Annotated in this window: 12 protein-coding genes; 4 read left to right on the top strand and 8 right to left on the bottom strand. The window is 49.2% G+C overall.

Annotation, left to right across the window (positions count from 1 at the left end; translation table 11 throughout):
* Positions 1 to 66 precede the first annotated feature (66 nt).
* Positions 67 to 504, top strand: a complete 438-nt coding sequence (hslJ, locus tag F0319_RS11710; RefSeq protein ID WP_149366996.1) for a heat shock protein HslJ — start codon at positions 67 to 69, stop codon at positions 502 to 504.
* On the opposite strand, the gene F0319_RS11715 is transcribed toward hslJ, so the two are convergent.
* Positions 505 to 771 carry a putative hemolysin gene (locus F0319_RS11715; RefSeq protein WP_032658293.1) on the bottom strand — a complete coding sequence of 89 codons (267 nt, stop codon included), beginning with the start codon at positions 769 to 771 and terminating at the stop codon, positions 505 to 507. It lies immediately after the preceding gene.
* A 271-nt stretch (positions 772 to 1,042) separates the two neighbouring features.
* Between F0319_RS11715 and nifJ the strand changes: the two genes are divergently transcribed.
* Entirely contained in the window at positions 1,043 to 4,567 is a 3,525-nt protein-coding gene (nifJ, locus tag F0319_RS11720; protein ID WP_149366997.1) for a pyruvate:ferredoxin (flavodoxin) oxidoreductase, read from the top strand.
* 398 nt (positions 4,568 to 4,965) lie between these two features.
* On the top strand, positions 4,966 to 6,075 hold the full coding sequence (gene ompC, locus F0319_RS11725) for a porin OmpC (RefSeq protein WP_149366998.1): 1,110 nt from the start codon (positions 4,966 to 4,968) through the stop codon (positions 6,073 to 6,075).
* Positions 6,076 to 6,410: 335 nt separating this feature from the next.
* On the opposite strand, the gene F0319_RS22350 is transcribed toward ompC, so the two are convergent.
* From F0319_RS22350 to F0319_RS11755, 7 genes are all read right to left on the bottom strand, one after another.
* The gene (locus F0319_RS22350) at positions 6,411 to 6,488 is read right to left on the bottom strand and encodes a hypothetical protein (RefSeq protein ID WP_223239581.1); all 78 of its coding nucleotides are present in this window, start codon (positions 6,486 to 6,488) and stop codon (positions 6,411 to 6,413) included.
* A gap of 68 nt (positions 6,489 to 6,556) precedes the next feature.
* The gene (locus tag F0319_RS11730) at positions 6,557 to 6,979 is read right to left on the bottom strand and encodes a GFA family protein (RefSeq protein ID WP_111963684.1); all 423 of its coding nucleotides are present in this window, start codon (positions 6,977 to 6,979) and stop codon (positions 6,557 to 6,559) included.
* A 3-nt stretch (positions 6,980 to 6,982) separates the two neighbouring features.
* Positions 6,983 to 7,180 (bottom strand): hypothetical protein, encoded by a 198-nt coding sequence (locus tag F0319_RS11735; protein ID WP_023312007.1) that lies wholly within the window; start codon positions 7,178 to 7,180, stop codon positions 6,983 to 6,985.
* A 90-nt stretch (positions 7,181 to 7,270) separates the two neighbouring features.
* Positions 7,271 to 8,302: a methyltransferase gene (locus F0319_RS11740; protein ID WP_149366999.1), complete on the bottom strand. Its 1,032-nt coding sequence runs from the start codon at positions 8,300 to 8,302 to the stop codon at positions 7,271 to 7,273.
* A 259-nt stretch (positions 8,303 to 8,561) separates the two neighbouring features.
* Entirely contained in the window at positions 8,562 to 9,011 is a 450-nt protein-coding gene (locus F0319_RS11745; RefSeq protein ID WP_111963686.1) for a hypothetical protein, read from the bottom strand.
* Between the two features lie 100 nt (positions 9,012 to 9,111).
* On the bottom strand, positions 9,112 to 9,459 hold the full coding sequence (locus tag F0319_RS11750) for a DUF1294 domain-containing protein (protein ID WP_149367000.1): 348 nt from the start codon (positions 9,457 to 9,459) through the stop codon (positions 9,112 to 9,114).
* Positions 9,460 to 9,956: 497 nt separating this feature from the next.
* The gene (locus tag F0319_RS11755) at positions 9,957 to 11,480 is read right to left on the bottom strand and encodes an EAL domain-containing protein (protein WP_149367001.1); all 1,524 of its coding nucleotides are present in this window, start codon (positions 11,478 to 11,480) and stop codon (positions 9,957 to 9,959) included.
* A gap of 680 nt (positions 11,481 to 12,160) precedes the next feature.
* Here F0319_RS11755 and F0319_RS11760 point away from each other — a divergent pair.
* Positions 12,161 to 12,571 (top strand): ASCH domain-containing protein, encoded by a 411-nt coding sequence (locus F0319_RS11760; RefSeq protein WP_149367002.1) that lies wholly within the window; start codon positions 12,161 to 12,163, stop codon positions 12,569 to 12,571.
* The last annotated feature ends 137 nt before the right edge of the window (positions 12,572 to 12,708 follow it).

A 12,708-nucleotide genomic window follows, 5' to 3' on the forward strand; every position in this document is an offset into this window, starting at 1 on the left:
TTAACGCGCGACAGCGTATCGTTACACTGGAAAAAGAATCACAGTGTTTATAGTTTGAGAAGAAAAATGAAAAAGCTCATCGCGTTAAGTGTTATCAGTCTTGTTCTTACCGGCTGCGTTAACCCGGGTAAAGCCTCCGTTCAGCCGGAGCAACTTCAGAATCACCGCTTCGTGCTGGAAAACGTGAACGGTAAGGCCGTGAAGACCTCGACAACGCAACCTGAGCTCAGTTTTAGTGCGCTGCCAGACATCAGCCTGGTGAATAACATCAGCGTTTCCGGCCAGATGTGTAACCGCTTCAACGGACAGGGGAAATTGTCCGAAGGCGAGCTTAAGGTTAAAACGCTGGCCATGACGCGCAAGCTCTGTACTGAAAAGCAGCTGAATGAGCTGGATCAGGCCATCGGCGACATGCTGCGCAAAGGGGCGCAGGTCGACCTGACTGAAGACCAGTTAACGCTGGCGACAGCCGATAAAACGCTGATGTTTAAGCGTGTAGAATAATCAGTAGTTACCGCAGCTTCCAACGGCAAGCGACTGTTCGCTACAGCGTTTGCCGTTTGGCAAGGCGCACATCCCAATAGCAGAACCATCAAGCTGGCGAGCGACAGACAGCGAACCGCCAATCATTGCGCAGTTAGCCTGACCAGAGCTGGACATCGCCGCTTTCATTCCCGGCGCCACGTGGGCTGCCGTTGCCTGCTGAACGGGTTCACTGCTACATGCCGACAACAATAATGCGGCACACCCTACCAAAAACGCTGAGCGCATGCTTTCTCCCCCATAAATGATGCGAAACCTATGCATAATAGGCATCACAGCCCATGTCGTCGAGAGCGAAAGTGCGTATTTATGCGCTCCGGAAACAATTTCTCGCAATTTTTTCGCCAAAAGTTTGATCTACTCATTGATGGCGAGAATACCAAGGACACAAAAGCGAAAATCGTAAAATCCCCCGTTTGCTAGAATACACAGATAATATTCAGGGTTTGTTGCCGTAATACAGACCCCTATTTTTTGCGCAATGTAAGGGTGTTGTCCTATGCAAACTATTGACGGTAATGGTGCAGTTGCCTCAGTCGCGTTTCGCACCAGTGAAGTTATCGCCATCTACCCGATTACGCCAAGTTCTACCATGGCCGAGCAGGCGGATGCCTGGGCTGGTAACGGGTTAAAAAACGTCTGGGGCGATGTCCCGAGAGTGGTAGAAATGCAGTCTGAAGCCGGTGCGATTGCCACGGTGCACGGCGCGCTGCAAACCGGCGCGCTTTCCACGTCGTTTACCTCATCTCAGGGATTGCTGTTAATGATCCCTACTCTTTACAAACTCGCCGGTCAACTGACCCCCTTCGTTCTGCACGTTGCGGCGCGTACCGTTGCCACTCACGCGCTCTCTATCTTTGGCGATCACTCTGACGTGATGGCGGTACGTCAGACCGGCTGCGCGATGCTGTGCGCCAGCAGCGTTCAGGAAGCCCAGGACTTTGCCTTGATTTCGCATATCGCCACGCTCAAAAGCCGCGTGCCGTTTATTCACTTCTTTGATGGTTTCCGAACCTCTCACGAAATTAACAAAATCGTCCCGCTGGCTGACGAGACAATCCTGAATCTGCTCCCGCAGGCGGACATTGACGCGCACCGTGCCCGGGCCCTTAATCCGGAACACCCGGTTATTCGTGGCACATCGGCAAACCCGGATACCTATTTCCAGTCCCGCGAGGCCACGAACCCGTGGTACAACGCGGTTTACGACCATGTTGAACAGGCTATGAATGACTTTGCCGCCGCGACCGGTCGGGAATATAAACCTTTTGAGTACTACGGCCATCCGCAGGCGGAACGGGTCATTGTGCTGATGGGGTCGGCCATTGGCACCTGCGAGGAAGTTGTTGATGAACTGCTGACGCGCGGCGAAAAAGTTGGCGTGCTTAAGGTGCGGCTCTATCGCCCGTTCTCGGCCAAACATCTGCTTTCGGCTCTGCCTGAAAGCGCGCGCGCTGTGGCGGTGCTCGACCGTACCAAGGAGCCGGGCGCGCAGGCAGAACCGCTGTATCTGGATGTGATGACGGCCCTGGCAGAAGCCTTTAATCAGGGCGAACGTGAAACGCTGCCGCGCGTGATCGGAGGTCGCTATGGGTTATCGTCCAAGGAATTTGGGCCGGACTGCGTGCTGGCGGTATTCAACGAACTCAGTGAAGCGAAGCCCAAGCCGCGCTTTACCGTCGGTATTTATGATGATGTGACGAATCTGTCCCTGTCGTTGCCGGAAAATACCCTGCCCTCGACCGCCAAACTTGAGGCGCTGTTCTATGGTCTGGGCAGCGACGGCAGCGTCTCCGCGACAAAAAACAACATCAAAATCATCGGCAACTCAACGCCATGGTACGCCCAGGGATACTTCGTCTACGACTCCAAAAAAGCAGGCGGCCTGACCGTTTCCCACCTGCGGGTGAGCGAACAGCCCATCCGCTCTGCGTATCTTATTTCTCAGGCAGATTTTGTTGGCTGTCACCAGCTGCAGTTTATCGATAAATACCAGATGGCCGAGCGCCTGAAGCCCGGCGGTATTTTCCTCCTGAATACGCCATACAGCGCGGATGAGGTCTGGTCTCGCCTGCCGCAGGAAGTACAGGCGGTGCTGAACCAGAAAAAAGCCCGTTTATTTGTGGTGAATGCGGCAAAAATTGCCCGCGAATGTGGCCTGGCCGCGCGCATCAATACCGTTATGCAGATGGCCTTCTTCCATCTGACCAATATTCTGCCGGGCGACAGCGCGCTGGCGGAACTGCAGGGCGCGATTGCCAAAAGCTACAGCAGCAAAGGACAGGAATTAGTCGAGCGTAACTGGCAGGCGCTGGCGCTGGCGCGCGAGTCGCTGTATGAGGTACCGCTGCAGCCGGTCAATGCCGCAAGCCCGAACCGCCCTCCGGTGGTGTCCGATGCGGCGCCTGATTTCGTTAAGACCGTGACGGCGGCGATGCTGGCCGGTCTGGGTGATGCCCTGCCCGTCTCTGCGCTGCCGCCGGATGGCACCTGGCCGATGGGCACCACGCGCTGGGAAAAACGTAACATCGCCGAAGCGATCCCTATCTGGAAAGAAGAACTGTGTACCCAGTGCAACCACTGCGTAGCGGCATGCCCGCACTCGGCCATTCGTGCCAAAGTGGTTTCACCGGAAGAAATGGAATCCGCCCCAGCCAGCCTGCATTCACTGGATGTGAAATCCCGCGATATGCGCGGTCAGAAATACGTTCTGCAGGTCGCGCCGGAAGATTGCACCGGCTGTAACCTTTGCGTCGAGGTCTGTCCGGCGAAAGACAGGCAGGATCCGGAGATCAAAGCCATCAATATGATGTCGCGTCTGGAGCACGTTGAAGAGGAGAAAATTAATTACGACTTCTTCCTGAATCTGCCGGAAATCGATCGCAGCAAACTGGAACGTATTGATATTCGCACTTCGCAGCTGATCACGCCGCTGTTTGAATACTCCGGCGCCTGTTCAGGCTGCGGTGAAACGCCGTATATCAAGCTGCTTACCCAGCTGTACGGTGACAGGATGCTGATTGCCAACGCAACCGGCTGTTCGTCTATTTATGGCGGTAACCTGCCCTCCACGCCCTACACCACCGATGCCAACGGTCGCGGTCCGGCATGGGCAAACTCGCTGTTCGAGGACAACGCCGAATTTGGTCTGGGCTTCCGCCTGACCGTTGATCAGCACCGCGCACGCGTGATGCGCCTGCTGGAGCAGTTTGCCGGGCAGCTCCCTGCCGGGCTCAATGACGCGCTTCATGCGGATGCAACGCCAGAAGAACGTCGTGAGCAAGTTGCCGAGCTGCGTCAGGCGCTTCAGGGCGTGGCGGGAGCTGAGCAGCTGCTGACCGACGCGGACGCGCTGGTCGAAAAATCGATCTGGCTGATTGGCGGTGACGGCTGGGCTTACGACATCGGCTTTGGCGGGCTGGATCACGTGCTGAGCCTGACCGAAAACGTCAATATCCTGGTTCTGGATACGCAGTGTTATTCCAACACCGGTGGTCAGGCGTCGAAAGCGACACCGTTAGGCGCTGTGACGAAATTCGGCGAACACGGCAAACGCAAGGCGCGCAAAGATCTCGGTGTAAGCATGATGATGTATGGTCATGTTTACGTCGCGCAAATTTCGCTGGGTGCCCAGCTTAACCAGACGGTAAAAGCGATTCAGGAAGCCGAAGCGTATCCTGGCCCATCGCTGATCGTTGCATACAGCCCTTGCGAAGAGCATGGCTACGATCTGGCGCTCAGCCACGACCAGATGCGTCAGCTGACCGCGACGGGCTTCTGGCCGCTGTACCGGTTCGACCCGCGTCGTGCTGATGAGGGTAAATTACCGCTGGCGCTGGATTCGCGTCCGCCGTCAGATGCCCTGGCTGAGACCTTAATGCAGGAACAGCGCTTCCGTCGCCTTAACGCGCAGCAGCCGGAAGTGGCCGAACAGCTCTGGAAAGATGCCGCGGCCGATCTGCAAAAACGTTATGACTTCCTGGCGCAAATGGCGGGTAAAGCCGAAAAACCGACCAGCGACTAGTACCTCTGCCCGGCTTGTCCGGGCATATTTTTGCCATAAAAAAGCCCGGCGCATTCACACCGGGCGAATCCAGATAATCAATGAATATCTATTTTGTTTGCTTAATAGCATTCGTGTTAATTATGATTCAATCATCTTAAAAGCATATAAATGCATATAACACCATCAAGAAAACAGTAATTAATAACCACTTAATAATTGCTATTTAATATACTCACTTTTAAATCATTCATCCGACCAATGATCATTTCCGCTGATTTATTCGGTTTAGATTTAACTTATTTCGTAACAATTATATTTTATTACTCTCTCACAGGGGTGATTTAGCATGAGACAACTTTCTCATTCTGAAAGTTCAACAGGTAATTAAATAAAAACAACTGCAAAGGAATATCACAATGCAAAGAAAAGTACTGGCCCTGATGATTCCGGCTCTGTTAATGGCTGGCGCAACTCATGCAGCAGAGATTTATAATAAAGACGGTAACAAATTAGATCTGTATGGAAAAGTAGATGGTCTGCACTATTTCTCCGACGATAAAGGTGCTGACGGCGATCAAACCTACCTGCGTCTGGGCTTCAAGGGTGAAACGCAGATCAACGATATGATGACCGGCTACGCGCAGTGGGAATACAACATTCAGGCTAATAATACGGAAGGGTCTGATAATCAGTCCTGGACGCGTCTGGCCTTCGCTGGTGTAAAGGTGGGTGACTACGGCTCCTTCGATTACGGTCGTAACTACGGCGTGCTGTACGACGTGGAAGGCTGGACCGATATGCTGCCTGAGTTCGGCGGAGACTCCTACTCTAAAGCCGACAACTTTATGACCAGCCGCGCCAACGGTGTGGCAACCTACCGTAACACCGACTTCTACGGTCTGGTGCAGGGCCTGAACTTTGCGCTGCAGTATCAGGGCAAAAATGAAGATGCCAGCAACAACCAGGAAGGCACCAACAACGGCCGCGACACGCGTCACGAGAACGGCGACGGCTTCGGTATTTCTACCACCTATGACTTCGGCATGGGCATTACTGCAGGTGCGGCGTACACCTCTTCAGACCGCACCAACGAGCAGGTCATGAATACCACTGCGGGCGGTGACAAAGCGGATGCGTGGACTGCGGGTCTGAAATATGACGCCAATAACATCTATCTGGCGGCAATGTACTCTGAAACCCGTAATATGACACCGTATGGTGATAAAACCAATTCCGTAGCGAATAAAACCCAGAACTTTGAAGTGACCGCCCAGTACCAGTTCGACTTTGGCCTGCGTCCGTCCCTTTCCTACCTGCAGTCGAAAGGTAAGGACCTGGGCAACGGTCAGGGCGATCGGGATCTGGTTAAATACGCTGACGTAGGCGCGACCTACTACTTCAATAAAAACATGTCCACCTACGTTGATTACAAAATTAACCTGCTGGATGAAGATGACAGCTTCTACAAAAACAACGGCATCGGCACGGATGACGTCGTAGCGTTAGGTCTGGTTTACCAGTTCTGATTGTCAGAGCCCGCATCATGGTGCGGGCTCGCTTGTTTTTGAAGTAAGTCACAAAAGATAGTTTCAGAAAGGGATTGGTTGAGGGAAAGTTGAAAGAAAGCTGGTTAGACTACGGAGATAGCCCTTTTGTCATTAAGGATAACAGCGTTGTTTGGTCGTGTATCTCTTGCCGTCCTTACCCTTTTAGCATTGGTGTGGATGGCGTTAATTTTTGATTTTGGTGATATTGTCGGGCATCTCGGCTCGCTGTTAAACCATCTGGATGGCAGTTGACTGTTTACCAGGAAACAAAAAGCCACCAGCAGTGCCGGTGGCGGATATACGCATAGGTCGCGTTATTTTTTCACAGGTTGAGGCTTTTTATCGCCTGATTCAGGGGCCTCACGCGGATCGTCTTTTTCAACACAAAGCATAGTTTCTCCTGTATCAGATAACCATTCTCCACTATAGCCAGGCTGATTAAAGAGTGGCCAGGCGGCAATCATGCCTGCTGTTCACCTTTCTCTCGAAAAGTGAGATAGCCAAATACGCCACTTTCTCCATCCATGGGATGATTAACCCCGTCCATCACCTTCACCTCTGGAAAATCAAATGGTGAAACGTTTTCAAAACAGGCGACATTCACGCCATATTCGTTTGGGTTAGAACGCCGCTGATGGAACGTGTAGATCCCGCACACCGAGCAGAAGAAATGCCGTGCCGTTCCCGTGTTAAAGCGGTACTCGGTGAGCTTATCCTCACCTTTGGTCACCGTAATCCCCGACAGCGGTGCAGAAACGACGACAGCGCCTCGCATTCGACAAAAGGAACAGCTGCAGCGCCGCGCGGTGTTGAGGCCATCAGTAAGTTCAACGGTGAATGCCACCGCGCCGCAGTGGCACTTCGCATTTCGTCTTTCAGCCATGGGCTATACCCCTTTTCTCACGAGCTCGGCCGCTTTAACGAAAACCTCGTCTTCTACACCATCGCCTTTTTGCCTGCCGAGTCTGACCAGTTCATCCACTATACTGTTACGATGGATCGGTTTTTGCGCTGAAACCAGCCCAATAACGGCGGCCCCAATCGCCAGCCCCACTAATCCGGTTTGTTCATCTTTGTTTTTCATATTCATGCTCCTGGTACAACAAACAAGGGTAGCAGGAATATGGTAAAACGGAATGCCAGACACATGATCCGTGAATAATATTTAAATAGTTCAAACAGGTACGACTTCTAAAATCGACAGATACGAACGGGTGTCTATTATTTTGTTTAGCTTCAGACGAGTCTTTTCAAACAAGGTCTGATACTCAGACTCTGTTCTTGCCCGTCCTCCATCAAAGCTTGTTAACAAAAGAAGATCAATTTCAAATCGTCCCTGTTCATTATTTTCTTTTTTAATAAGTGGCTCAAAAATTAATAGCCTGGAGTTTTCTTTCATAGCATTTCTGCAGCATTCAAGTATCTGAATAGCCTTTTCATCAGGCCAGTCCATTAAAATGTATTTAAGTAGATAAATGTCTGCTACAGGACAGGCTTCAAAAAAACTGCCCTCAACGGTCTCCCATCGGCGATGATCATTCAACAGATAAAGTCGATTCCGCTCAAGCACGTCTGTTTGATCAAAAAGGATCCCCGTCAGGGTCGGGTTTCGACGTAAAACGGCCAGCAATAAATTACCCAGCCCACCGGCGATATCGGCAACGACAGCGTTTTGAGGGAATGAATAGCTATCTGCGATGACTTCATTCTCTACGGATGACATAGAGGCCATACCGGCATGAAAAATGTTGCTGTCAGCCCCACTATCGTCATGCTGCCAGTACTCGTAAAAAGGCTTGCCAAACAATTCATTAAAGACAGGTTTGCCTTGCAATATCTCATCCATTTTTGCCGCTGGCTGCCAGAATGTCTGGTCTGTCAGCATGAGCACTGCCGCACGCAAGGAAAATTCATGCTCAGAACACAGGAATTGTGCTGATTGGCTAAGGCTGTATTCGGCGTCAGATAATTCGTTGAAAACCCCACGAGAGGACAATAAGCGCATGATTCGATGAAGATAGTCAACGTCGACATTCAACTCCTTCGCCAGTTGATTCACGGATTTTTTTCCATCAACCAGAAGATCTGCGACCCCTAATACCGCGACAGCCCGAAGTGCTGCCTGCCAGACAAAACCCATGCTTTGCTCTAACAAACACATTCCTTCTTTACGGCTTAGTAAATCCAGACTATTACGTTGTGACATTTTCTGCTCCTTACCAATAAAGATGTGTTGAACAACTAAAAAGTTGCTAACAAGCCTAAGTCTGGCAGTGAGCTTTATCCATAATCTCAGCAAGGTTTAGTTATGCTGTTTCGTATTGGTTTGCATACAGTACATTTAAACACGTAAAAAAACAGGGCCACTTACTCTTCATTTTGATTAGTAATGCGTAGAAACTATTACTTTGTAAATGATTATCTTACACCCAAAAAAAGCCTGTAACAAAACAGGCATTCTCTATTTAGAATCTCGGCGTCAGCCCATACTTTGGCGTTTTGATATTTGCAGCCCAAACCTTGATATTGTTTTGCAACAGAATAGTGAAATCTGATTTTAAATGCGTCACCATACCATTGACGCTGTCCGCATCAACCACAGAAAAATGTTCAATTCTATTTTGCCCCACCTCAACACAATAATATTTTGCGGGCAGCTCCTTACCATTCACATTTAGCGGCTGGTTGTTTTCACCACAACGGCCTTCAGTAATAAATGACACCAGCAAGTTAGCGGATTTCTTCCCTGGCTGAGAAACACTCACCATGACCGGGAAACCTTCCGATGTCTGTGTCATATCATAAAGGACGGCATTTTTTATATACCAGGTATTATATTCCCGCTCCTGAAAAGCAGACCAGGAAGGCGCAGAAAAGACCACCAGCACAACCAGTATAAGAGATTCTATTTTCATGGGATGTTGTCGTCCGTGTTGTTGCACGTATTATTCAGATTGTGCAAAAAACAGCAACCCCTTAAGAAAAGCCCTACTACTATTGGCAGTAACGGAGGGATTAATACAAAGAAGAATAAGAAGATAAATGGTAAACCACCGCCATCATGGCGATGCTGACCACGACGCTGATGAAAAAGTACTTTTTGAAAGGCTGCTTTTGGGTTTTATGGCGAAAGAGCTGTTGCCCCACAATGGCACCAGGCCAGCCACCTGTTACGCCAAATACCAGCAAAGTAGCTTCCGGCACCCTGCGCATCCCCTTCCGCGCCGCCATTTTATCGGCGCCATACATGACTATTGTCAGCAGATTGATCAGCAGAAACCACGTGACCAGCGGATTGGTAGTAAGCAGGCTGCCGATCGCAGCGGTCATCAGGAGTAAGTAACAAAAGCGATTAAGGGACATAGCACGAGCCACTGGGGATTTAGCGGTTTTGGATGACGCATTATACGCTAAATCACGGAAATCTCAGAGTGTGACGTTTATTCTAAAATCATACTGAGACTCTGGCCATTACTGGTTGATATTCATACTGCGGTAATACGTAAGTATTATTTCATTATGCTTTGGCCGCTAGCATTTTTTTCTTAAAAAATTAACCTGAAATGCCTTACTTCGAAAACACAGCGCCAGAGCATTATTTTAACAAAAAAATAATTTTTACATCCATTAACCTGACGAGTATACGACAACATTGATTAGAATCATATTAAAGCTTAGGCTACTAATGTTTCTGATCAATCATTCCTTTTAGAACATTCAAAATAATGTTGAAAACAATTAATTTGACCACCAGGTCAATAGACAACAAAATACGACTGCGGTTAAAACAATAATTGTCTGCATTTTTGGGGGATGATGCCCCCCCTTTTTTAATTCCCTCAGAAACAACCGAATAAAGATTATTCAACTCTTACTTTAACTTTGGGCTTCGATAAGAGAACTTTGATCAGCTCCTTGAAAGGAAGAGGTTTGTAGAAGTAGAACCCCTGTAAAAAACGGATATGATTGCTTGTTAGGTAATCAAGTTGCTCTTCTGTTTCAACGCCTTCCGCCACGATACTTATTGACAGTTTTTTTGCCAACTCCAGTACCGAATCAAGGATTAGCGTTGAGTCCTCATTCGCGTTAACCCTGGCAACAAAGCTTTGATCGATTTTAATGTAATCGATATGCAGGTCCTGCAGATAGGATAGACCGGAATATCCCGTGCCAAAGTCATCCAGTGCAATGGCAAATCCGTTATTGTGTAACTCATTCAGTGTGTTAACGAGGTGCTCATCAATGTCGAGTGGTTCACGCTCCGTCACCTCAACGACAAGGTTAAGATCCTGTTGAGTAAAACTGCGTTTGTAGTGGAGACACTCGCCAACAAAGGTAGGCGCAACGATATGAGAAGCGCTGAAGTTAATCCCTATGTGAAACCCTTCTGGCAACAATGACGAAATAGAATTCATTTGTATTGCAACCTGCTTCATTAAGCTCTGAGTCAAAGGAATAATTAAACCAGATTTCTCGGCAAGAGGAATGAAGGACGCGGGAGAAATAAACCCTGATTGAGGATGCTTCCATCTGGCCAGCACTTCGACGCCCCGCAAGATTCCCTCTTTGCCGCTCACAACAGGTTGGTAATACGGAATAATTTCATTTCTGTAAATGGCGATGCGCAGTGACTCTTCGGGTGAGACATCCTTAGAAATATAGCGCTGAAGAATATAAGCAGAAAGAGACGATATTATCAGCAGGAATAACACCACGCCTCCGGCTCGATTGAATAATCTCTTAAGACTAAAAAGAGGTGGAGAATTAAATTGTACCGAGAAAGGAAAAGCTGAGGCCTTGACCGTTAATACCTCTTTCTTCGTATGGTCTACCGTAGTCACATCGCCTGTCAGGCCTAAAAGGGTATTGCCTACTCTTAGAGAATATTCAACGCCGTTTAATGGCATATCCAGCGCATCCCGGATATGGCTATCACTGATACTAACGATGATTCGGCTTCCGGCGTGGGTTGTCTGGTATAAGAGAACCGGAAGACCGTTGACGGTACTCCCCGAAGGAACCAGGAGCAATGATGACTCAGGCAGCACTGAGCTATTAACCAACAATACGCGGTTTCCCGGTAATGAGGAGCACCAGACCGCGTTCTTTTTCAGAATAATGATCGTTCTCAGGTGAGGCTGTAATGCTGCCTCGGTACCCAGCCGATATTGCCCTTCTGCATCACACTCATTCTCGGCAAGTTGCATTGCCATCTGAGTCGCATGACGGGCTTCTTTAAGAATAACGTTCATGTTCCGTACGACGTAGCGCGCCTCTGCCAGGCTGTCAGCACGTGCAGAATACCAAACCTGTAAATTGATGATAAAAACGCCGAGCAAAAAAATTGTCGTGGCTGCAGCTAAGGGAATAGATGCATGGCGCATTCAGGGTTCTCGATTTGAGTAAAGTTGCCGCTTCAGCGATCCTGGAGTGATTGAATTATCTTCGTCTTAAGCATGGTTGATAAAGAAATAAATACCATATCAGGCGTCAGAAATTTTCTCGCAAGCCAGATGGAGGGGAAACAAAAGGCCGCCGAACGGCAGCCCTGGTGGATAAGTGTTTATTAGTACCGCTTTATTGTATTGATCGGGGTTCTTTCTGACCAGTCAGGTCGCTCGCCAGCCATGATTGCACGCTGTTGCGTTGGCGTCACAGACTGCGTTATTTCTGGCATTGACTTGTATTCGGGTTGCTTAGGTGGATTGAGAACCAGTTCGGAGCTACAGCCTGACATCAGCAAAACCGCCAGTAGGTATGAATTAAGCTTGAACACGTTAAACCCTTCCAATGGGATAAAGTTTTTAGAAAAGCGTGGTGCTGGTTGCATCCCGGTGACTCGTTACTCATATACAAAGCCACGCGCGTGGCTGCAGACAGCAGATTCACCACACAGATAACCCCATAAGGTTATATTTACTCGGGCAATACACGCAACGCTTTGTTTTCGTACCCACCAGAGCAAAAAGGTGGAAGGAAAGCCGACTACGCTTCTAATATCGAGGGGGTTTATGCTAAAAACGCTACTTCGTTTCTTTTGGTCAAGTGTTAAGAAGGAATTTAAATGGTTAAGGTTGAGGAATTAAAAACGAAGTACCCAGGCGCAGCGGCCTGGCAATTGGGTGACAGCCCGGAACTGGCAAGCAAGCTTGCGGACCTGATTAAAAAAGGAATCAAAACGGCCACCTGCGGATCTTTTGCCTCGTACTCGCAGGATGTGTCTGCACCGCGGGTGGGGAGCTACAACATAATCCTTGATGGACAAAACGTCCCGGTCTGTGTGATCAGGCTGGTTTCACTGCGGCTGGTGCGTTTTTGCGATGTTACTGAAGAATTCGCTCGCAAAGAGGGTGAAGGTGATTTAAGCCTTGAATACTGGCAGAAAGAGCATCAGCGATTTTTCGTCCGCGAAGGCCATTTTTCTGAAGATATGGAACTGATCGCAGAAGAATTTGAATTGGTTGAGGTGCTGTAAGCGGAGATTAAGTGGCCAGGATGGTACCTTCGCTGAATTCGTTCCGGTAAAACACAACGTAAGTACTCCCCGCGCTGGTCCTCATGGAAGCATCAAAATCTGCGATTTGTTTTTATGCCCAGAATGCGCAGGGGCAC

Origin of the sequence: Enterobacter vonholyi (assembly GCF_008364555.1) — a bacterium.
Taxonomy (GTDB): Bacteria; Pseudomonadota; Gammaproteobacteria; order Enterobacterales; family Enterobacteriaceae; genus Enterobacter; species Enterobacter vonholyi.